Source organism: Neisseriaceae bacterium, from assembly GCA_016864895.1.
Taxonomy (GTDB): domain Bacteria; phylum Pseudomonadota; class Gammaproteobacteria; order Burkholderiales; family Neisseriaceae; genus QFNR01.
On the sequence record CP046107.1, the window covers coordinates 781,596 to 803,639 of the forward strand.

Here is a 22,044-nt window from a genome sequence, read left to right on the forward strand (position 1 = left end):
TATCATTGTATAATAAACTTTTACTATTACCTATACTTAGAAAAAAAAATGAGTATAAAAAATCTAAATATTGCAATAACGGCTGGTGAACCATCTGGCGATTTGCTTGGTTCCTATTTGATAAGTGCTTTAAAAAAAACATACCCTAATGCTCATTTTTTTGGTATTGGTGGACCTTTGATGATCGATCAGGGTTTTACCAGTTTCTTTAAACAAGAAAACTTAGCAGTAATGGGTTATTTTGAAGTGGTAAGTAAATTACCCAAAATCCTGTTGATTAGAAAACAAATCACTAACATTATCTTAAAAAAAAAACCAGATATTTATATTGGTATCGATGCACCGGATTTCAATTTTAAAATAGAACAAAAGGTTCATCGACAAGGGATTCCAACTATTCATTATGTCAGTCCATCTGTGTGGGCTTGGAAATCTAAAAGAGTAGAAAAAATCATACAATTCACAGATAATATTCTATGTCTTTTCCCTATGGAACCTCCTATTTACCACAACAAAGGAGGAAATGCAATTTATGTGGGACATCCTTTAGCCAATCAAATTTCTTTAAATATTAATCAACTGGATTCAAGACAATTACTCAGTTTACCTAACAACATTCTAGTTGCCACACTTATGCCTGGTAGCCGTGAAAGTGAGATTAAATATATGGCACCATTATTCTTGGAAACCGCCAAACAACTATTCGAAGCCTATCCTTCAATTCAATTTTTTATGCCTATTAATAACCAAAAGAATCAGGATCTCATTCGAAAGATAATCCAAACAAAGAAATTAGACTTCCTCCCAATTCGATTAATAACTGAAACTGACAATAAGTACAATTATCTAGCAGCCTCTAATGTTGCTTTAGTCGCTAGTGGCACTGCCACCTTAGAGGTTGCTCTATGTAAATGTCCTATGGTTATTAGTTATATCATTTCTCCTATAACCCACCACTTAGTTAAACCATTCATCCAGACCGATACATTTGGACTGCCTAATATTCTTTTACAAGAACGGGTAGTACCTGAATATATTCAAGAGAATGCAACAGCTGACAACTTATTTAAAGCCTGCCAAATTTACCTCGATAATCCTAAAAGATGCCAAGAAGTTATTCAAAAATTTTATCAATTGCATCAAACATTAAGGCAAGACTTTCCTACAATTACTACTCAAGCGATATCGAAAATACTCCATCAAACAGAGCAATAATTACTTATCCTGTAGTACCTTATTGATGGAGGTTAACACTTCTGGTAGTTTTATATTGTACAATGCTACTCCCTGTGCCAAATCTGAACGCCCTCCTCCTTTCCCATTAATGGGCTTTAGTATGTATTTAACCAGATCTCCCGCCTTCACGCGGTCACTAATTGGTTTGGAAACACCGACACAAACGGACACTTTATCCTCAATAATTGAGTAAACAACAACTACCAAGTTATCAAATCTTCCAGTTAACTCGGGAATAGCTTCTCTTAGCATATTAGGTTCAAAAGGTAACTCCTCCACAATCAAAGTAAAATCACCAACTTTTTGTACCTTTTCAATTAGATCATTGCTAACTTTTTTCAAAATTTCAGCTCTCATCTGAATAAGACTCAGTTCTAATTTCTTACTATTACGTAAAATATTTTCGAGTTTAGGTAACAAGTCATCCACAGTCTGTGCTTTTAATTCTTGCAATATCGCAGCAATTAACCTTTCTTGACTTTGCATCCATAAAATTGAAGCTTTTCCTGTAATAGCTTCAATTCTTCTAACACCAGAAGCAATACCCCCCTCAGTTATAATTTTAAAAAATCCAATCTGTCCTGTTCTTGCCACATGGGTACCCCCACATAGTTCTGCCGAGAAATCTCCCATTTGAACGACACAAACTTCATCCCCATATTTTTCGCTAAATAAAGCCATTGCGCCCTTATTAATAGCCTCATCATACGACATAATCTGCTTGGATACTTCTGAATCTTGCATAATCTCTTGATTAACTAAAGACTCAATACTGATTAACTCCTGTTCTGTCAAACCATTCGAATGTGTAAAATCGAACCTTAACTTTTGACTAGTTACTAAAGAACCTCGTTGTTCGACATGTTTTCCAATTACACGTCTCAAAGCTGCATGTAACAAATGAGTTGCACTATGGTTTCTCATGATATCTAAGCGAGTAGGAGCATCAATCATAGTAGTAATAAATTGTCCTATATGAATTGAATCATCTATGACACTACCCATATGCCCGAACACCTCAGATTTAATTTTTTGAGTATTGTTCACTTGAAATACAGGTTTTTTATCAATGTAAAAATAACCTATGTCGCCTATTTGCCCACCACTTTCAGCATAGAACGGTGTTTTATCCAAAACGACAGTACCTTGATCTTGTCGGCCTAGCTGAGAAACAGGTTCTCCATCTTGATTATAAAGAGCCAAAATTTTTGCATCGTCTTCATGTCTATCGTAGCCAATAAATTGAGTAGTAGGTCCTGCATATTCAAGCTGACGCTCAGACTTAAATCGAGAAGCTTGTCTTGCTCTTTCCTTTTGCAATTTCATTTCCTGAGTAAACTCATCTTGTTCGACTATGATATTTTTTTCACGACATATTTCTATTGTCAAATCTAAAGGGAACCCATATGTATCATATAATTTAAAAGCAATTTTTCCTGGTAAAACCTTAAGATTAGCATTTAAAAATTCTTGTAAATAGCCCATCCCTTGTGCAAGAGTTTGTGAGAATTTTTTTTCTTCATCCAACAAAGTTTTCTGTATCACGTCTTGTTTTTTTATTAACTCAGGATAAGCCTCTCCCATTTCAATAATCAAATCAGGAACTAAACGGTATAAAAAGGGATTTTTCTGCCTTAATTTATAGCCATGTCGAATTGCTCTTCGAATAATACGTCTTAATACATAAGAACGACCTTCATTACCCGGATAAACCCCATCAGCAATCAAAAAACTACAAGTACGAATATGATCAGCAATAACATTTAAAGAGGAGTTATTTTTTTCAAATGAAATACCTACTTCCCTTGCTACTGCCCGAATCAAGTGTTGGAATAAATCAATCTCAAAATTACTATGTACTTGTTGCATCACCGCTGCAATTCTTTCCAATCCCATTCCCGTATCAACTGAAGGTCTAGGTAAAGAATTCATCTGCCCTTTATCATCACGGTTATACTGCATGAATACACAATTCCAAATTTCCACAAATCTATCGCCATCTTCATCTTGACTACCTGGCGGGCCTCCAAAAACCTCGATCCCATGATCATAAAAAATTTCAGTACACGGCCCACACGGTCCTGTATCTCCCATTTGCCAAAAATTATCAGAAGCATACTTAGCACCTTTATTATCCCCAATCTTGATAATTTTCTCTTTGGGCAATCCTATTTTTTCATACCAGATATCATATGCCTCGTCATCTTCTGCATACACGGTTACTAACAATTTTTCCTTAGGAATACCTAACCAATCACTAGAAGTCAAGAATTCCCATGAATATTCAATAGCCTTCTCTTTAAAGTAATTACCAAAGCTAAAATTACCTAACATTTCAAAAAAAGTAAGATGTCTAGCTGTATAACCAACATTTTCTAAGTCATTGTGTTTACCGCCTGCACGTACACATTTTTGTACTGTTGTAGCCCTAACATAAGGCCGAGTATCAGATCCTAAAAATACCTGCTTAAATTGATTCATCCCCGCATTCACAAATAAAAGGGTAGGATCATTATTAGGAACCAATGGACTTGAAGACACTATGGTATGTTCTTTTGATTCAAAAAAACGTAAAAAACTTTCTCTGATTTCTGATGTTTTCATTTTTATATTAGCTTTTATTTAATTAGCTTTTAGCATGGAACTTTTATTCTATCCTAAATTAGTATTATTTGGCTATACGCCATAGAAACTGGCTAGTTGCTACACTGTATGATGGATAATTTGGGATTGTGACTGTTTAATAGCAACTGATTGGTATTAAGCCCAAGGTGAATATTGTGTTTTCTTAAGATTCTCTGCATTTATAACTCAATATTACAAAGATATCTGTCATTTGAGAAGGAGATGACCACATAAATCTGTTTGTCAAATATGTACCTAAAGTTTATTTGTACTGTGGTAAGTGAAATGATTGGAAAAAGACACTACCAAATTAAGTCCAAACTGGTAGAATAACTTGTAGTCTGCTTTATTCTGCAGGAAGCTACCACTTTGCAGTTACACCTTGTCTACTTGCCTTAAAAGACAGGCCTCACAAGGAGTCCCATAACTTTTTTCAATAAGAAACTAAAAACTACTTCTTTTCTATTACTGCACCTAGTTGGGTAGGATCTTGTTTCAATGCTTTTGAACAGATCAATTGTAATCTATAGTTGGTGGGGTCAACATAAAATCCTCTTACGAAAATACCTTGCAGCTGATCTGTATCTAACAACAAAGCATAGTCTTCCAACAATTCATCTAATTTATTAATTTCTTCTGTTTGAATATACAAATCTGCCAAATCAACGATATATTCTACTTCTCGGTATCGTTTATTAGAATTAATTAACTCTGATAATATTTCTGCCGCTTGCCGATAATAACCTAGTTCCTTGAAAAGCCTATACTCTTGCAACTTGTCAATAGCTTCACTAGAAACAACACCTTTGTTCTTAATTGTCAGCACCCGACCAGATTCACCTTGCGCCTGAATATCAATGACATCATCACGACCAGTAAAATTTTCAGATTGAGTAGTATTTTGTGATAATTCATGATTCGTAGATTTATTACCACGGAACAAACTTTCTTGTCTAAATATATTATTCTTCTGAATCTTTTTTTGATCAGATCGCCTTAACACAATCAAGACTAGTAAAAAGACAAAAAGAATTAAAATAATCAAACCACTACTACCAGACATATATTTCACTACCACTACACAAATAATTGTAAATTATATACTATCCGGATCACCAAATACCACGGTGGCAAAAAAAATAAAATACCAAGCTACATGATATTTATTTTTGCTCAATACACAAAATACCAAATATATAACCCCACTGTGTCACGCCACATTCTACTCTTTCATGCGCTCTATTGCATACAAAGCTATATAAAAAACGATAAAAAACAAACTCAACAATACTAATGACAATGAACCCATATACCTATCCTCCATTAAAAAATCTTAGTTGAGAGGATAACAATTAAATGTAACATTTTCATGACTTATTGATAATTCATAACTCGTCGATAATAAATGTTGTCTTAAAATAACATTTAATACAAATATGAATTATACTATAGGTACTTAGAATATTTTATTTCCTGCATTTATTCTGTTTAATAAATAAGCAATTTTTTAACTTTTTGGAATACAATGAAAACCATTCAATCTAACTTAATTTTATTTTCTGTTCTTATATCGTTGAGTAAATTTAACTTTTCTCATACTTATTTACTACCTGATATAGCAGTCTCTGAAACTGAAAATCATATTGTGATTAATATTCCTAATGTACGACTTTATGTTTATAAAGAAAAAATTTATGATATTGATTACCCAATCGCTGTAGGGAAAGGTCTCAGCCAAACGCCAGTTGGAAATTACCAGATAGGTGTTCGAGCTCATAATCCAACATGGTATATACCATTGAGTATTCAAAAAGAACGCAAACAAAAAGGCCTCGAGGATGTTAAAAAAATCCTACCCGGTGCTGACAACCCATTAGGCCCTCTGTTTATTCGCTTCGGGGAAAGTGAACTTGGTCTTGGTATTCATGGAACTAATGTTCCTAGTAGTGTTCCAGGTATTAGGAGTCATGGGTGCATACGCATGAAAAATGAAGATATTATTCAATTAGATAAGAAAATTAAAAAAGGTGACTTTGTTAGTATAACTTATCAACTATACGCTCTAAATCTGGATGACAATAACCAGCTTTGGTTCCAAAAATACCCCAACCCATATAAACTAGAGGATCAGAACTTACAACAAATTAAGACCACATTAAACTTATGGGAACAAGAAACAGGTCAACTCATTGATAAAGTGAAACTGAGTCAAGCATTAAAAAAATCTCAGCCTAAGCCAATTTGTTTAACCTGCACTCAGAAATTCCCCAAAATATCAGGGAAGCTTCAATCTATTGCGTGGACTGAAGGTAAAATAGAAATTCGAGCTACTGAGTACTCAAGAACCATGGATAAAATGAAAATAGATGAGTTTCTTTTTAATCCCATGATCAAACTTCCTCAAAGTATTTGGGAGCCTAAACCACAAAAAACAGTGGATGATCTCAGTAATTCTATTGAAAAAATAGATAATTTATTGTGACAATGAACATCTCTTTCATATGAGTCAGGCGAAAATTCCCTGTTGAAAAATTAATAAAAGGTAATTTGTTAAAATATTAACTTTATTTATTGTTTAACCCTAGGAATACTGGTCAAATTTCTACAAAAATAGGATGAAGGTAAAGATGAATTTTCTTTCCTAGATCTCACTGAAAATTCAAATAATTGAATTATTGTTTATACTTTAATATGGTATTGTTCGCTCTTGATCTGCCATCAGTAACCATTAAATGTTGGTAGTGATTAAAAGCTAACGGTAACCAATACTATTATATACACTCTATCAGTGAGGCGTAACTACTTTATTTTGACAAGAAAATTATTATTGTTGCTATTCAATGATCAATACAGTCTGGCTTCATGCACATACCACACTTTAAGAGAGTTTAGGCTGTAATGATATCGACCTCTATGTGAGTGTCACCAATCATAATGATTCGCTTGTGACTGAGTATTAAAACCATCAACATCCCCCCATTATAGGGTGATCGATACGTTTGGGTAACAATAATATTTTTTATGTCAAAGTAACATTTCAAAAAACTTTGTTGAACAAAAAAATTAAATAAACATCCTAATATGTCGGACATCCACAATGGGTAACCTCTCCATAAATTCATCAAAAAAAAAAAAAAAAAAAAAAAAAAAAGAAAAAGATACTGGTTCAGATACGATTTTTTTGGAGCCACAAAATAAGTAGCTTGACCATACTAGAAAAGAAAATCTTTTTTTTGGATCAATAGGATGGTAACAATAGTAAATTTAAAACCGTATTAAAAGATCCACAAATATTTATAAAATATTTATAATAGACAAATATTCATAAATAATTTAAATATTCCGACAGAGTTAAGAAAATCATAAAAAGTAAAAATATAGAAAATAAAAAAATTATAATAATCAATATTATATAAAACTTTATTGTTTTCAAAAAAATTGGTTGGATAAGCTGGATAATTTTTGAATACATCAAAAAATAGCAAACTCACTTATCTTAATAAAAATATCAGATTTATTATTCCGCAGCATGGTATTTTAAGTTATCATAACAATTGTCACCGAGAGAGACATTATTGACCGAATTAGAAACCGAAGCAAAATGCTTTTAGAATAGCAGAAAAAGCATCTGTAAATTGTAACCTAGGAGAAAGAATGGGTAGTTTAAGTATATGGCATTGGCTAGTTGTAGCACTGGTAATTATATTGATCTTTGGAACAAGTAAATTAAAAAATGCAGGCAAGGATTTGGGTTCGGCTATTCACGACTTTAAGAAAGGTCTCAATGGAGAAGAAAAACCTAAAATAAAAGGAGACAATACTGCACAACCAATAGAGGATGATAGCAACCAATAACTCTGCTAACAATATATAATTTTATGTTTGATTTAAGTTTTGCTGAAATATTAGTTATCCTCATTATTGCACTTGTTGTTTTAGGCCCTGAAAAATTACCAAGATTTGCACGCTTCATAGGCAGTACAGTCAATAAAGTGAAAAATTTCAGCCATCAAATCCAGTCAACACTAATAGAACAAACTGAAGATATAAAAATCAATCATTTTAGTCAATCAATTAAAGAAAGCATGGATGACTTTACTCAACAGGTCAAAAAGGATTTTTCTGATCTACGAAATGATCTCCCGACTATGCCGGAAAATCTTTTGTTAGAGGAAGAATTATCTGACGATACAGATTCAAGATACATCGATAAGCCAGTAATTAAATCCTCTTTACTAAATAAACGGAGAAAAAGCCAACGTAACAAATACAAACAACAAATAAGTTTTAATAAAAAAATATCTCAATCTAAAATAAATCGTCATCTAAAATGAGCAAACAACACAAAGATCTAAAAAAATATAAATCGTTAACCGAACATTTAATTGAGTTACGATCAAGATTGATTAAAATTATTCTGGTCATAATTATTTTGATTATTACCCTTACCCCTTTTTTGCATCAAATCTTAACCTACGTCACACAGCCTATGCTTGCCTCTTTGCCTGAAGGTAATAAAATGAGCATCACAGGTGTTTTAGAAGGAATTATTGTCCCTATTAAAGTATTATTAACAATGGCCTTCATTCTCTCCTTACCTTTCACTTTGTATCAAATTTGGGCTTTTATTGCACCAGGACTTTATAGAAAAGAAAAAAAAGTTGTATTCCCTATTCTACTTTCCAGTTTTTTATTATTCTTTTTGGGGATGGGTTTTTGTTATTTTATATTTTTCCCAGCACTTTTTACTGTTGCCTCTACTTTTACTCCTGGAGATGTTGCTTATTATGTTCCTACTATCAATAACTATATTTCGTTCATTTTAACTATGTTTTTGGTTTTTGGGCTAGCATTTCAAGTCCCAATTGTAATGTTTGTACTAAATACAATGGATATCGTTTCTAGACAACAGTTTAAAGATTTCAGAGCTTATGCCATTATTGCTGCTTTTACTATTGCTGCTATCACTACACCTCCAGATATTATTTCACAATTTTTCTTGGCAGTCCCTCTGGTTTTATTATATGAGTTAGGTCTGGTTACCTGCAGATTTAATAAAACTACCCAATCTACCCAGTTTTAAAATAACCATTAACGACTTGACTTCTTGATATTTTGAATCTTATTACTTTTTTTAATCATTTTAGGTGACTTAATTTTTTTATTTTTTTTATTAGATACCTTAACAATACCACTCATCCTTGATTTGTAATTAGAAAATTTACTTGATTTTCTATAAGCAATACTTTTATTTTTAGAAAAAGATACAGGTGATTCAAATTCATTTAAACTGAGTATTGAGAATTGATCTGAAGGTAATTCGGAAATGCTATCACCTTTTGGAACTTTAAAGAAAACAGTTTTCCCAGCAGGAATAGTTCCTGAACTAAAATTATTATAACCATGTAAATCTTTTACAGAAATGTTAAGTACCTTTGATATTTCTCCAATGGGTTGAGCATTCCGTAGTTTCAAGGCATACCAGTTCGATTGATCTTTCTTCACCATAAGATTATAGTTGTCAAAAAAACGACGATAACTACTCCTCGGTATTAATAAATTACGATTATTATTTGGTATATAAATAGCCGCTTTATAGCTAGGATTAAGGTTTTGAATCTCAGATAATGGAACATTAGCCAACTGAGCTATAGTATGTAATGCTATAGGATGACTAATTTTTACATTCTCAAAATAAGGCTTATTAATCAAATTAACTAAAGACAAATGATATGCCTTATGATTTTTAATAATATTTCTTACTGCTAATAACTTAGGTACATAATTGGTTGTTTCTTTAGGTAATCTTAGATTATCAAAACTAGGCAATAAACCTTTTGCTTGCGCCTGATTTATAGCTTTTTGCACCCTATTTTCGCCTGCATTATAAGCAGCAATTGCCAATGACCAATCACCAAACAAACTATACAAATATTCTAAATAGTCTAGAGCAGCCATAGTAGCCGCATAAAAATCATCTCGACCATCATATAAGTTGGTTAAATCAAGTCCATAGCGCTTACCAGTTGCTGGCATAAATTGCCAAATGCCCTTTGCCCCTACATGGGACTTAACACCAGGGGTAAAACGACTTTCTATAAACGGTAACAAAGCGATCTCACCTGGCATATTTCTTCTTAACACTTCTTTGATGATAAAATGCATATAAGGTGCACTTCTTATTAAAGTTTGATTAAAATATTCAGGATGTGTGATAAAGGATTCTTCATATCTTCGGATCAAATCAGGTCGAACATCATCAACATGAAACATCTTAGTTAATTGATTAATTAAGTTAAGATCAATATCTTGAGAATTAATATTTTTATTTAATGGTTGTGTATTTAAAAAAACAATATACCCCTCTATATTCTCAGATATCTCTCGATTTATGGCAGACTCTTTACTTATTTGTGTATTTGTTGCATAGTAATACTGGCTAAACAATAAACCAAGCACAGGAACCCAATTTATCAATCTCCTGATCTGTTTCATATTTTAGTATCCTAATTTAAGTCTATCACTATTACTTACCCTTCATGAGTTCAAAAAAATCAGCATTACCCTTAGAACGTTTTAACTTATCTAGTAAAAATTCCATGGCTTCTACATCATCCATCGGATGTAAGAATTTACGTAGTAGCCACATTTTTTGTAACTCATCATTTGGAACCAGTAATTCTTCCTTTCGAGTACCAGATCTATTAATACTAATAGCAGGAAATACTCTTTTTTCAGCTAAACGTCTCTCTAAATGCAATTCTAGATTACCCGTACCTTTAAACTCCTCATAAATCACATCATCCATCCTACTGCCAGTTTCAACCAAAGCTGTTGCAATAATGGTTAATGAACCACCCTCTTCTATATTTCGAGCAGCGCCAAAAAAACGTTTAGGTCGATGTAATGCATTAGCATCTACACCTCCAGTTAAAATTTTTCCGGAAGCGGGGGCAACAGTATTGTAAGCTCTTGCCAATCTCGTAATAGAGTCTAGTAAAATGACTACATCCTTCTTATGTTCAACTAAACGTTTAGCTTTTTCAATCACCATCTCTGCTACTTGAACATGTCTCTGTGCTGGTTCATCAAACGTAGAAGCAACAACTTCACCTCTCACCGAACGACTCATGTCAGTGACTTCTTCAGGCCGTTCATCTATCAACAAAACCATTAATTCGACATCTGGATAGTTGGCTGTTATAGAATATGCTATTTTTTGTAGCATAACAGTCTTTCCTGTCTTAGGGGGCGCTACCAACAATGCTCTTTGACCACAACCAATAGGAGCAATTAAATCAATCGCTCGTCCAGTTAGATTTTCATCATTTGGCTTATCTGACTCCAGTACTATTCTAGAAGTAGGGAACAGAGGTGTCAAATTTTCAAACAATATCTTATGTTTACAAAGCTCTGGATCATCACCATTAATAATATCAGGCTTAACTAAAGCAAAATAGCGTTCTCCATCTTTAGGTGCTCTCACACCGCCTTCAATAGTATCTCCTGTTTGTAAATTAAAACGTCGAATCTGACTGGGACTGACGTAAATGTCATCAGGACTGGCCAAATAGGAAGTATCGGCACTTCTTAAAAAACCAAATCCATCAGGTAGGATTTCTAGGGTTCCTTTACCAGTAAAACTCTGTCCATTTTTAACAAATTGTCTGACGATTGCAAAAACTAAATCTTGCTTTCTAAAACGGTTAGGGTTTTCTATTTCAAGTGATTCTGCCATCTCCAATAGCCGAGAGACGTGCAAATTCTGTAATTCTGATACATGCATAGTCATAAATAATTCTTGAGTTTAATTTTGATTTAATAAAACAATGACAACCTTGTCCGAGATGTGTAAACTCTCACGAGCACACGCGAAAATCTGCCCTTCTTGATCCTTTCATCATATCTTTAAGTTATAGGGAATGTCAACAAAACTGATTAGAAAAAATATAATATCGAATAAATAAATATTAACTATATGTTTTTTATATATTTTCATTTTGGTAAAAAGTTTCTATTTTATTTATTTAATTTCTCATCTATACTCTAAGGTGTGTGATTTGCTCAAAGGAGGATATATGATTTTCAATTTTGAAACTGCTGCTATTATAGATACAATACCGGACACTCCTTCCTGTGAAACTCAATTTCAGATTTACGGGAAAAGGAAAAAATTTTCAGGGCCTATTAGGACAATTAAATGCTTTAGAGATAATGGACTAGTAAAAAAGATTATGAGTTCTCCTTCAAAAGGTGAAGTGTTAGTCATTGATGGAAATGCTTCTTATTTTAGTGCATTGATGGGAGGTATGATTGCTAAAGCTGGTATGGATAATGGTTGGGCAGGTGTTATTATCAATGGAGTCATTCGTGACTCTGTAGAAATTGACCAAATGTATTTTGGGGTAAAAGCACTGGGCACCAACCCAAAAAAAAGTAGTAAAGAAGGAATAGGTGAATTGGATATCCCCGTAACCTTTGGTCATGTCACTTTCCAACCGGGCTATTATGTGTATAGCGACGAAGATGGTATTTTAGTAACCACACACCTTGTATAAGAATTACAGTGAATGGTAGTGATTTGATTATCACATCACTTGTATTTAGTAACATGATATTCATTTGTCTCTGTCCATTCCTCCTGTAACACAAAAACCTATAAATATAGGATAACTGTTCGATTTTTGGTTTTTTTTGATATGATAATTTCAATATTTATTTCTAATTCATATAAACTTAAATTATCAAAAAAACCTCTGGCTATGAATAGAACTTAAGTTTTTCACTTTAATACAATATTATTTTAATAATAGATGTTCTAAGAAGGAATTTTGAGATACAGTTGAGTTATTTTATTATTTTCATCTGTATCTTTTACCGTCAGATAAAATCCATCTCCCAAAGGTACTCTATCACCAGCAGAAGGTAAAGAGTCGAGCTCTCTCTTAACATAATCACTCGCAGTTAGCTCTTTAGAGACATCATCCAAATTAATACCATACGCTACTGCTAAATCTTGCATCAATAAATCTCTATCTACATTAAATTCACCGTAAAACTTCAAATTCTCACTAAATTCCTGTCCCATATTATTAAATCTTCTTGCAAGACTTTCTGAGGCTTCTGCTGGAGCCACATACCAAATAAAATCTTTTTCTTGCATTTGGGTACTAAACTTAGTATCTACCAATTCATCATCTCTTAACATGGAAAAAAAACGAATACTTTCGTCACCCACTTCCCTACCCAGCTTAAAAGGGTTTTTACCAATAGCTTCTGAACCCTTCTGTACCTTATAACCAAATAAATCAACAACAGCTTTATCACCTACCCAAATAGCTTGCGTGGCATTGGCGCCAATCTTAGCTGGTAGTGTAACTTTAAATAATTTTGCCATATATGGGATCGTAGATCCTTGAATAATCAAGGAAAAAATTACAATTGCAAAACCAATATCGAACAAAAAGTAAGCATCTTTTACGCCCATCATTACTGGTAAAATAGCCAGAGTCACAGGCACTGCACCTCTTAAGCCAACCCAACTTATGTAATACTTCTCATTTTTAGTAAAATTAAAAAACATCAAACTTGTCCAAACTGCAAAAGGTCTGGCTACAAAAATTAAAAGTAGCGCAATTAACATAGCACTCGGTGCTGAAGAAATAAGTCGATCAACCGACACAAGCAAACCCAGTACCAAAAACATGGATGCTTGTGCTAACCAGGCTAATCCATCTGTCACACTTAATACGTAACCGATTTTATTTCTTTGTAAATTTCCAATTATAATACCAGAAATATAGACAGATAAAAAACCACTTCCTCCTGATAGATTAGTTAATGCAAAAACTAATAAACCACCGGAAACAACTAAAAGAGCATATAATCCTTGTGGTAAAGATATGCGTACCAAAGTAATGCCTAAAATAATACCACCAACAATGCCTACAACAAACCCAAGACTTAGCTGTTGCACTAACATTAATAGTATAGAACTAAAACTAGTTATGTCTGGTTGTAAAATCAATTCGATTAAAATGGTCACTAATAAAATAGCCATAGGATCATTGGCTCCTGATTCAATTTCCAAAGTTGCCTTAACTTTATCTATCAATCTAACGCCACTATTTCTCAATAAACCAAATACAGCAGCTGCATCAGTTGAACCAACAATAGCCGCAATTAAGAATCCCATCTTCCAATCTTTATTAACTGGTAATAAAAAGGTAGCAAACACACCTAAGCAAAGTACTGTTGCTATTACCCCCCAAGTTGCCAATACCCCTGCTGGTTTTAATACCATTTTGATGCTCTGTAATTTAGTATTTAGCCCACCATCCAACAAAATTACTGCTAAACAGAGTTGGCTGACAAAAGTGGCTAAATAAAAATTATTAAATTTGATACCTCCTATCCCATCTTCTCCCGCTAGCATTCCAACAAATAGAAAAATTAACAGGAAAGGGAACCCAATTCTCGCGGATAAAGTAGTTGCAATAATACTAAAAAAAAGTAATGCCCCAAATAAGAGAAAAAAAGCATTAATGGTACCCATAAATTTTTTGTTTCTAAGTAAATTAATTAAAATGGAGCCGGATCAAGAAATAAACTCATTTGCTCATTGATTATTATTTTTAAACCAAGTTCGCCATAAACACACAACGAAAATATACAGTGAACTCACCCACCATAATATCCAAACAATATCATTCCCTCCCGTACTGATATGATCATTGGCCAAAATCAAACTAGTAGCAAACCATATACCTGTTGCTAAAATATTTAATGGCATCAATTCCTTAACCCTAAAAGGATGTAGAAATTTTATTTTTGAAAAGGTTAATACACAAAGAACTAAACAAACGATTAAATTAAACCAAAAGCCCATGTCTAGCAAATAAAAATACAAAGCGACTATATTCCAAGTTGCGGGGAACCCAACAAAGTAGTTATCAGTACTCTTCATCCCTATATTCGAAAAACAGTACAAAGAACTAATCAGAATACACCCTAAAATAAATAGGGTAGTATTCTCAGGGAATGGTACATAGTAATACATAAATAACACAGGAATAAAAACATAAGTTAGATAGTCTGTAATTAAATCCAATACTGATCCATCTACCTGGGGTAAAATATTTTTAACATTAAATTTACGTGCTAATGTCCCATCTATGCCGTCTATAATTAATGAAACTGCTAACCAAAAAATACAAGCAACAGGATTATCATTAACAATCGAAAGCAAGGCCAAAGCTGCCAAGACAACGCCAGTGGCAGTAAATAAATGTACTGCCCAGGCCACAGTTTTTTGTACTGGTGAATCGCTTAAAGTCATATTCAGTCTTACTCAATTTAATAACTCAATAATTCTAACAGAAAATAATACAATTCATGACATTTTATCAATCTAACACGTAAATCCAACCAATCTAGCTGTATCTCTGGCAATCATTAATTCTTCGTTAGTTGCCACTACTAAAGCAATTGGATCACTACCTTCTTGACTAATTAAGCTCACTTCACCAGATGGTAATTTTTCGTTAGCCTCATTATCAATTCTAAAACCAAAGATCTTCAGCTGTTCTAACACTTCTCGTCGAATAATGACTGAATTCTGCCCGATACCACCTGTAAATACGAAAGCGTCTATTCCTCCCATAGCCACAATCATACCAGCTGCCAATTTTGCTATTCTATATACAAACATATCAATTGCTAATTGGGCTCGCGTATTTCCTTCTTGTGCAGCCTCTGTAATGGTTCTTAGATCACTTGAAATCCCCGAAATTCCCGTTAGGCCACTTTTCTTATTCAACAAATCTGTAATTTCTTGGATATCCATATTCAAATTATCATGCAAGAAAGAAAAAATACTGGGATCAATATCACCACTTCTTGTCCCCATGATTAAACCTTCTAAAGGCGTTAATCCCATTGTAGTATCAACAGATTTCCCATCTTTAATGGCACATAATGAAGCCCCATTCCCCAGATGCGCAACTAACATGCGACTAACAGATATATCATGATTTGCTAAAAATTGGTTAGTTCTATCACTAACATAACGATAACTAGTTCCATGCATTCCATATTTTCTAATACTATATTTTTCATAATACTCATAAGGAATAGCATATAAATAAGCTTTCTCAGGCATAGTCTGATGATAGGCAGTATCGAAAACACCCACATGAGGTATGTTATCAAAAGCCTTCATTGCCACTCGAACACCTGTTAAATTAGCAGGTGTATGTAAAGGAGCCAAAGCCTTATGTTTCTCCACAACATCAAGAACTGTTTGTGTAATAATTTGCGATTCTTTAAAACATTCCGCACCATGCACAAGTCGGTGTCCCACAGCCTTAATTAAGTGGTTTAAGTTTCTTTCCTTAAGACTTTGCATCAAAACATCAACTGCCCCCTCGTGAGTTGGATTATCTGATAAATCAACTAATGTTTTCTGCCCTTGATAATCAATATTAAGATAAGCATCTGGTAAATTTAACTTTTCCGCTAAATAACTAATAACTACATTACCTGATTGATAATCAATAACAGCACCTTTTAGGGACGAGCTTCCACAATTAAACGATAAAATTAAATTTTCCATATTTGATCCTCCTTAAATATTAAAATTGTTTAAAGTCAATTTTATTTAACAAAATAAGTCCTAGCGCCTGTGAACTTCTTGCGCCAATAGGGGCTGTTTAAATAACCTATTTGTACGTAACTCCTAACATTGGGTGCATGCACAAATCTATCATGTCCTAAATAAATACCTACATGCGAATACTTCTGGCCAGTAGTGTTAAAAAATACTAAGTCACCAATTTTTAATTGGTTTTTACTAATAGGAATACCTGCATTAGCCATCTCACGAGCTGTTCTTGGAAGACTGATATGTACCGTATTCTGGTAAACATTTAAGACCAGTCCACTACAATCGAACCCTGAATTTCGGCTACTCCCACCATAAGTATAAGGCATACCTAGTAAACTCATGGTATACATGACAATCTCCGGATAAGCTTGCTGATAAGAAACATGTGCTATCCTCACAGATGGGTTGGATCGACCATCTCCCAAGTAGACTGAATGATTGCCTGTTACTGATTCTGTAACATTCACACAGGCAACTAAAAAAGTCGAGATTATTAATAATAAAATCTCATGCTTTACTATCATTTTCATAAATTTTTAACCTACTAATTTTGAATTTGGGTTACTAGCATCATCTCAATATATTATTTCATCATACTGGAATAAGCTGGTTCTAAGAATAAATCCGTAGAGTAACTTTGGCTACAGCTTCTCATTTAACACTCTAAACTCTCATCACTTTGAGCTGTATTTATCTTGAAAGGTTAACACCTAGTGCTTGATACAATTGTCCTAAACCATCACTTTTCTAGCAACTGCTAATATCTAATAATCAGTAGCACTAAACTAATGTACCTTAAACATTTTTTCACCCAAGACATGTTTAATCAAATACAGCCCGTATGAATGGCATTTAATTCCTTTCTCATGGCCAAAGTAATCCTTAAACGATTACTAATATACACCAATCATAATTAATACCTAATTACCAGTATCACTTATCATGTATCTAAAATTAGAATAACATCAATAACTTCTAGAAAAAATTCAGAATATTGTTGCACTCCTTAAGAACATGATAATAATGAATAATTTAAAATTATCGGAATAGTCAATATTGGTAAAATCATATATACTAAAATCAAAAAATAACCTATAAAATTAATAGACAGAGCATCTATATAAAGAATTTCTCAACACTGGAAACACTACTGACCTACTCCCGTCGTAATCAATCACCCTAGAACCAAACTCGAACAAATGGTAATAACACTATGGCAATTAAACATTCAACCTCAAATGAATCATGTATAAAATCTTAATTTATTTAATTATTACACATAAAGAATATAAAGTTAAGCAACAAAAATACCTTTTCTGCTACTTTCATGAGATAATTGTCCTGAGCATTTTTTTGACCAGCTCAATTTAATTTAGGATATCACATGAGTAAAGAACAACTTTCCTTTGAAAAAGCCATGAAAGAATTAGAAGATATTACTGCCAAAATGCAAGATAAAGATATCTGCTTGGAGGATTCTCTAACCTACTACCGACAGGGTGTTGAACTGATAAATTTTTGTCAAAAAAAATTAGTAGAGGTAGAACAAAAAATCGAAATATTAAATTCACAAAATGAGTTGGAGGATTTTAATCAAAATGGGCTCTGAATTCATTACATGGATGAACAATCAGAAAAAACTCATCGAATCTATACTCAATGAGTATCTACCTAGTCCTGAATCAATACCCAATAATCTAAGCGAAGCCCTACGCTATGCGTTATTAGGAAAAGGTAAAAGAATTCGCCCCTTACTTGTCATAGCAGCTTCCGAAATTGGAGACACTGATCCCGAAGCTTTAAAACAATACATCGCTGCTGTTGAACTGATACATACCTACTCACTAATTCATGATGATTTACCTGCGATGGACAATGATGACCTAAGGCATGGGAAACCTACCTGTCATAAAATTTATGGAGAAGGACTAGCCTTATTAGCAGGAGATACATTACAGACATTAGCTTTTGAGATTTTAACTCAGAATAATCATCTACCTGCCTATCAAAATCTAGAAGCAATCAAACAATTAAGTTCTGCATGTGGATTCTATGGTATGGCGGGAGGACAAGCCTTAGATTTGTCAAACACGAACAGACATATTACCTTGAAAGAGCTTACCATAATGCATCTAAAAAAAACAGGTGCACTAATAATTGCTTCAGTTCACCTAGGCCTATTATCATGCCATAATTACCGAGATGATGTTGCTGTTGACCTAAAACAAGTAGCAGAAAAAATAGGTCTTGTATTTCAAATCATCGATGATATTCTTGACTATGAGTCCTCAACAGAAGTTCTCGGCAAAACTGCTGGAAAAGATAAAAAATATAACAAACCTACATTTGTAAGTCTACTAGGTATAAGCGCTGCTAAGCAGTACGCTCACAACCTAACAGACGAAGCAATCTCTATCGCTGAAAATTATTTACCCAACAGCCAACATTTAATTGATATTGCTAATTTCATATTAAAACGTAATTTCTAATTAATATCCCATCACTTTACCATCTGGATTACGGGTATCAGAAGCACCTTCTAGCAGGCCGTTAGGGTTAACTTTTATGGTTTGAGTTTTACCCATTGATGGCTTAATAACTACCTTATGTCCCCTTTTCTTCAAAAGATTAATGGTATCCACACTTAAAGGTTTCTCTACTCTCAACTCATTAGGAAGTAACTGATGATGCACTCTAGCAGCTGCAGTTGCTTCTGCTGGATTTAATTTAAATTCAATATCGTTTAATATCATTTGCAACACTGTAGTAATAATCCTTGCTCCCCCTGGACTTCCAGTTACCAAATGTAATTGATTATTATAAAAAACAAAAGTAGGAGACATTGATGATAAAGGCCTTTTCCCTGGCGCTACCTGATTAGCTTCATTCCCCATTAACCCATAGATATTAGCAACGCCGGGTTTTAATGCAAAGTCATCCATTTCATTATTTAATAAAATACCTGTGCCTTTAACCACAATACCATTACCAAAGTTACCATTCAAAGTATAAGTTACAGATACCGCATTTCCCTCCTTATCAATCACAGAAAAATGGGTTGTTTCCTCACTTTCGTAAGGGAATGGATTACCGGGATTCACTGTTGATACTTTAGAAGCTTTAGCTGTTATTTTTTTAGATAATTCATCTGCATATCTCTTTGAAACAAGACCTTTTACAGGCATGGATACAAAATCTGGATCACCCAAATATTTCTGCCTATCTGCATAAGCTAACTTCATTGCCTCTACCATATAGTGAATTGTTTGTGCACTATTTTGTCCCCACTGATACAATGGCCAACGTTCCAAAATATTTAATATCTGAATGATATGTATACCTCCTGAAGATGGTGGGGGCATTATAGCAACTTTATACCCTTTGTATGTTCCCCAAATAGGATCTCTTTCGATCACTTTATAACTACTTAAATCTTGCTTAGTAATCCAGTGATAAGGTGCCATCTCTGCTACAATTTTATCAGCTATATCCCCTTCATAAAAAGCCTTTGCTCCTTGTTTGGCAATTAAACGTAACGATTTGGCAAGATCTTTTTGGATCAACCAATCTCCATTTTTTAGTGGCTGACCGTTTTTAAAGAAAATTTTTCGTGTAGAATCCCATTTACCTAAAAAATTGGCACTACCAGACAGTTTTTTCTCTAAAGCTGGAGAAACTTCAAAACCACTATCAGCCAATTCAATAGCAGGCTCTATAAGTTTATTCCATGGTAACGCTCCTCCTTGTCGCCAGGCGTACTCTAATCCGGCAACAGTACCAGGAACACCCGAGGCATAGTGAGTATTAATTGATTTACCATCAATAACAGCACCATCTTCTGATAAAAAAGAATCCTTATTCGCATTCATAGGCGCCACTTCTCTAAAATCAATTGCCCTGACTTTTTGATTCTTTTGATCATAAGCTAACATAAAACCACCACCACCTATATTCCCTGCATTAGGCAATACAACAGCCAAAGCAAATGCAATACCTACAGCCGCATCAATGGCATTACCTCCATCTTTTAGTATATCTAAACCTACTTTGGAAGCTAGCTCGTGCTCTGAAACAACCATACCATTCTTGGCATATACTGGGAAAAATACTGATGTACCTAGGTCATAGGCAGCACCTGCCTGCTGGGCTACCGTTGTCTGATGATATACTTTATTAGAAGTACCCGATGCAGAAATATTGGAATTATTCTCCTTAGCCACACTAAATGAGAATAACAAGCCTACTAACAAAATGAGAAATTTTCGTTGCATCAAAACCCTCCCTCCATATTTTTATCAAATTACCAATACCACGTATTCAAGATATAAAATATTAAATTGTGAACTTTTTTATCCCTAAATTCTTAAAACTTCTAATCCTACAATCAATCTATGGTTACATAACGTAACCTTACCTCATCTAACTTAATGATTTTATTATAAAGTATAATCTGAAAAATAACATCCTATTCAGTCTCCAATTTATTTTTTAATCTTATTAATTTTAATAAAATCAAACATATATAACAAAAAATAAATATACTTTTTTTCAAAGGTAGATAAAATAGCACTCAACTCATTTAATAAAAATGTTACTAATCACTATTTTCAACCAAGTTCGATCAGAATTAGAAAATTAATTTAAGAACAGGTACGATAAAGATAAAAAATAAGTTATTAAAATTGTCAGAATTAAGAGGCATCATCTATGACGAAAAAAATTAGTATTTATCACTATATTGATGTTAGGTACAAATGTAACCTGTACTAGACTTTACGTAAAAACTGGGAAATACTACTCCTCCCGGCAGAATAGCCAGAGTAATCTTTTGATTTTTTATTGGATTGATCAACTCCTCAATAAAGTATACGCCAATATCCAATAATTATACATAGTAAATGATCCCACTCTGCAAACCCTAGACTTGAGAGTGAGGGTATTCATTTGAATAGGTGAAAAGACTGATATTCTTTTGCCTTCTGGGAGATAATGTCCAAAGTGGTATTAATACAATCCTCTAAAGATGCAAAAAAATGATTTTCATATATATTGAAATCACTATCGTCTATCCAAAAAGACTCTGATACTCTAACATCCTCATCCTGATCTGTTACTAGGATTAAATCAAATACTTGTTTTTTGCTTAAAACACAGAAGTATTGATTTTTATCGTTTTTATATATCTAGTTTGTAGTTTGAGGCATCATGACCTAAATCTAAAAAAAATGTAATAGATTTAACTAATTCATTATATTCGATCATTAGTTATCCAGACATAGGTGTTTATTTTTGATATACGTATTTAAAACAACGACAATGTTTTTTTGACGTGTGTGTCACTTGGCTTAATTTTATCTACACCACATTTTGCTTCTACACAAGCATTTTTTTTAAGTTTTCCCTGTACCTTTTCCAAAGACAAAAATCATTTCTTCTCTACCATTTTTTCTTGTACCCTCCATTTGGCATGTATATGTTTGGAAAAACTAAAGTGAGTGTAAGTAAAAGGCAATAAATAT

17 protein-coding genes are annotated in these 22,044 nt (G+C 33.4%); 8 read left to right on the plus strand and 9 right to left on the minus strand.

The window, feature by feature from the left end; translation table 11 throughout:
• Positions 1-48: 48 nt before the first annotated feature.
• Positions 49-1,215 carry a lipid-A-disaccharide synthase gene (gene lpxB, locus GKC53_03325; protein QRN41173.1) on the plus strand — a complete coding sequence of 389 codons (1,167 nt, stop codon included), beginning with the start codon at positions 49-51 and terminating at the stop codon, positions 1,213-1,215.
• Here lpxB and alaS read toward each other — a convergent pair whose 3' ends face one another.
• Positions 1,216-3,840 (minus strand): alanine--tRNA ligase, encoded by a 2,625-nt coding sequence (gene alaS, locus GKC53_03330; GenBank protein ID QRN41174.1) that lies wholly within the window; start codon positions 3,838-3,840, stop codon positions 1,216-1,218.
• Positions 3,841-4,312: 472 nt separating this feature from the next.
• The gene (locus tag GKC53_03335; GenBank protein ID QRN41175.1) at positions 4,313-4,924 is read right to left on the minus strand and encodes a hypothetical protein; all 612 of its coding nucleotides are present in this window, start codon (positions 4,922-4,924) and stop codon (positions 4,313-4,315) included.
• 462 nt (positions 4,925-5,386) lie between these two features.
• Between GKC53_03335 and GKC53_03340 the strand changes: the two genes are divergently transcribed.
• The 4 genes from GKC53_03340 to tatC all read left to right on the plus strand — a co-directional run bounded on the left by GKC53_03340 (position 5,387) and on the right by tatC (position 8,944).
• Complete coding sequence (locus GKC53_03340; protein ID QRN41176.1) at positions 5,387-6,343, plus strand: L,D-transpeptidase family protein; 957 nt, start codon at positions 5,387-5,389, stop codon at positions 6,341-6,343.
• Between the two features lie 1,172 nt (positions 6,344-7,515).
• Positions 7,516-7,716, plus strand: a complete 201-nt coding sequence (gene tatA, locus GKC53_03345; protein ID QRN41177.1) for a Sec-independent protein translocase subunit TatA — start codon at positions 7,516-7,518, stop codon at positions 7,714-7,716.
• 23 nt (positions 7,717-7,739) lie between these two features.
• Entirely contained in the window at positions 7,740-8,195 is a 456-nt protein-coding gene (gene tatB, locus GKC53_03350) for a twin-arginine translocase subunit TatB (GenBank protein QRN41178.1), read from the plus strand.
• Complete coding sequence (tatC, locus tag GKC53_03355; protein QRN41179.1) at positions 8,192-8,944, plus strand: twin-arginine translocase subunit TatC; 753 nt, start codon at positions 8,192-8,194, stop codon at positions 8,942-8,944. The genes tatB and tatC overlap by 4 nt, the downstream gene beginning before the upstream one ends.
• 8 nt (positions 8,945-8,952) lie before the next feature.
• On the opposite strand, the gene GKC53_03360 is transcribed toward tatC, so the two are convergent.
• Together GKC53_03360 and rho are read right to left on the minus strand one after the other, a co-directional pair.
• Positions 8,953-10,356: a transglycosylase SLT domain-containing protein gene (locus tag GKC53_03360; protein ID QRN41180.1), complete on the minus strand. Its 1,404-nt coding sequence runs from the start codon at positions 10,354-10,356 to the stop codon at positions 8,953-8,955.
• A 31-nt stretch (positions 10,357-10,387) separates the two neighbouring features.
• Entirely contained in the window at positions 10,388-11,647 is a 1,260-nt protein-coding gene (gene rho / locus GKC53_03365; protein ID QRN41826.1) for a transcription termination factor Rho, read from the minus strand.
• Between the two features lie 292 nt (positions 11,648-11,939).
• Here rho and rraA point away from each other — a divergent pair, with 292 nt between their 5' ends.
• A complete protein-coding gene (gene rraA, locus GKC53_03370) occupies positions 11,940-12,419 on the plus strand; it encodes a ribonuclease E activity regulator RraA (GenBank protein QRN41181.1) in 480 nt (159 codons plus the stop codon).
• A 260-nt stretch (positions 12,420-12,679) separates the two neighbouring features.
• Here rraA and GKC53_03375 read toward each other — a convergent pair whose 3' ends face one another.
• From GKC53_03375 to GKC53_03390, 4 genes are all read right to left on the minus strand, one after another.
• Positions 12,680-14,416, minus strand: coding sequence for a potassium/proton antiporter (locus GKC53_03375; GenBank protein ID QRN41182.1), 1,737 nt, complete (start codon positions 14,414-14,416; stop codon positions 12,680-12,682).
• Between the two features lie 63 nt (positions 14,417-14,479).
• Positions 14,480-15,199 (minus strand): phosphatidylcholine/phosphatidylserine synthase, encoded by a 720-nt coding sequence (locus GKC53_03380; GenBank protein ID QRN41183.1) that lies wholly within the window; start codon positions 15,197-15,199, stop codon positions 14,480-14,482.
• A gap of 72 nt (positions 15,200-15,271) precedes the next feature.
• The gene (locus GKC53_03385) at positions 15,272-16,474 is read right to left on the minus strand and encodes an acetate/propionate family kinase (GenBank protein ID QRN41184.1); all 1,203 of its coding nucleotides are present in this window, start codon (positions 16,472-16,474) and stop codon (positions 15,272-15,274) included.
• A gap of 41 nt (positions 16,475-16,515) precedes the next feature.
• Positions 16,516-17,055 (minus strand): peptidoglycan endopeptidase, encoded by a 540-nt coding sequence (locus GKC53_03390; GenBank protein QRN41185.1) that lies wholly within the window; start codon positions 17,053-17,055, stop codon positions 16,516-16,518.
• An 854-nt stretch (positions 17,056-17,909) separates the two neighbouring features.
• On the opposite strand from GKC53_03390, the gene xseB reads away from it, so the two are divergent.
• Together xseB and GKC53_03400 are read left to right on the plus strand one after the other, a co-directional pair.
• Positions 17,910-18,134, plus strand: a complete 225-nt coding sequence (gene xseB, locus GKC53_03395; GenBank protein QRN41186.1) for an exodeoxyribonuclease VII small subunit — start codon at positions 17,910-17,912, stop codon at positions 18,132-18,134.
• Positions 18,124-19,014, plus strand: coding sequence for a geranyl transferase (locus tag GKC53_03400; GenBank protein QRN41187.1), 891 nt, complete (start codon positions 18,124-18,126; stop codon positions 19,012-19,014). Before xseB ends, GKC53_03400 begins: the two co-directional genes overlap by 11 nt.
• On the opposite strand, the gene ggt is transcribed toward GKC53_03400, so the two are convergent.
• Positions 19,015-20,796 carry a gamma-glutamyltransferase gene (ggt, locus tag GKC53_03405; protein ID QRN41188.1) on the minus strand — a complete coding sequence of 594 codons (1,782 nt, stop codon included), beginning with the start codon at positions 20,794-20,796 and terminating at the stop codon, positions 19,015-19,017.
• Between the last annotated feature and the right edge of the window lie 1,248 nt (positions 20,797-22,044).

What these genes read in the sequence shown, in the direction of transcription:
- lpxB (QRN41173.1), top strand. Translation starts at nt 49, where the DNA reads ATGAGTATAAAAAATCTAAATATTGCAATAACGGCTGGTGAACCATCT.
- alaS (QRN41174.1), bottom strand. Translation starts at nt 3,840, where the DNA reads ATGAAAACATCAGAAATCAGAGAAAGTTTTTTACGTTTTTTTGAATCA.
- GKC53_03335 (QRN41175.1), bottom strand. Translation starts at nt 4,924, where the DNA reads ATGTCTGGTAGTAGTGGTTTGATTATTTTAATTCTTTTTGTCTTTTTA.
- GKC53_03340 (QRN41176.1), top strand. Translation starts at nt 5,387, where the DNA reads ATGAAAACCATTCAATCTAACTTAATTTTATTTTCTGTTCTTATATCG.
- tatA (QRN41177.1), top strand. Translation starts at nt 7,516, where the DNA reads ATGGGTAGTTTAAGTATATGGCATTGGCTAGTTGTAGCACTGGTAATT.
- tatB (QRN41178.1), top strand. Translation starts at nt 7,740, where the DNA reads ATGTTTGATTTAAGTTTTGCTGAAATATTAGTTATCCTCATTATTGCA.
- tatC (QRN41179.1), top strand. Translation starts at nt 8,192, where the DNA reads ATGAGCAAACAACACAAAGATCTAAAAAAATATAAATCGTTAACCGAA.
- GKC53_03360 (QRN41180.1), bottom strand. Translation starts at nt 10,356, where the DNA reads ATGAAACAGATCAGGAGATTGATAAATTGGGTTCCTGTGCTTGGTTTA.
- rho (QRN41826.1), bottom strand. Translation starts at nt 11,647, where the DNA reads ATGCATGTATCAGAATTACAGAATTTGCACGTCTCTCGGCTATTGGAG.
- rraA (QRN41181.1), top strand. Translation starts at nt 11,940, where the DNA reads ATGATTTTCAATTTTGAAACTGCTGCTATTATAGATACAATACCGGAC.
- GKC53_03375 (QRN41182.1), bottom strand. Translation starts at nt 14,416, where the DNA reads ATGGGTACCATTAATGCTTTTTTTCTCTTATTTGGGGCATTACTTTTT.
- GKC53_03380 (QRN41183.1), bottom strand. Translation starts at nt 15,199, where the DNA reads ATGACTTTAAGCGATTCACCAGTACAAAAAACTGTGGCCTGGGCAGTA.
- GKC53_03385 (QRN41184.1), bottom strand. Translation starts at nt 16,474, where the DNA reads ATGGAAAATTTAATTTTATCGTTTAATTGTGGAAGCTCGTCCCTAAAA.
- GKC53_03390 (QRN41185.1), bottom strand. Translation starts at nt 17,055, where the DNA reads ATGAAAATGATAGTAAAGCATGAGATTTTATTATTAATAATCTCGACT.
- xseB (QRN41186.1), top strand. Translation starts at nt 17,910, where the DNA reads ATGAGTAAAGAACAACTTTCCTTTGAAAAAGCCATGAAAGAATTAGAA.
- GKC53_03400 (QRN41187.1), top strand. Translation starts at nt 18,124, where the DNA reads ATGGGCTCTGAATTCATTACATGGATGAACAATCAGAAAAAACTCATC.
- ggt (QRN41188.1), bottom strand. Translation starts at nt 20,796, where the DNA reads ATGCAACGAAAATTTCTCATTTTGTTAGTAGGCTTGTTATTCTCATTT.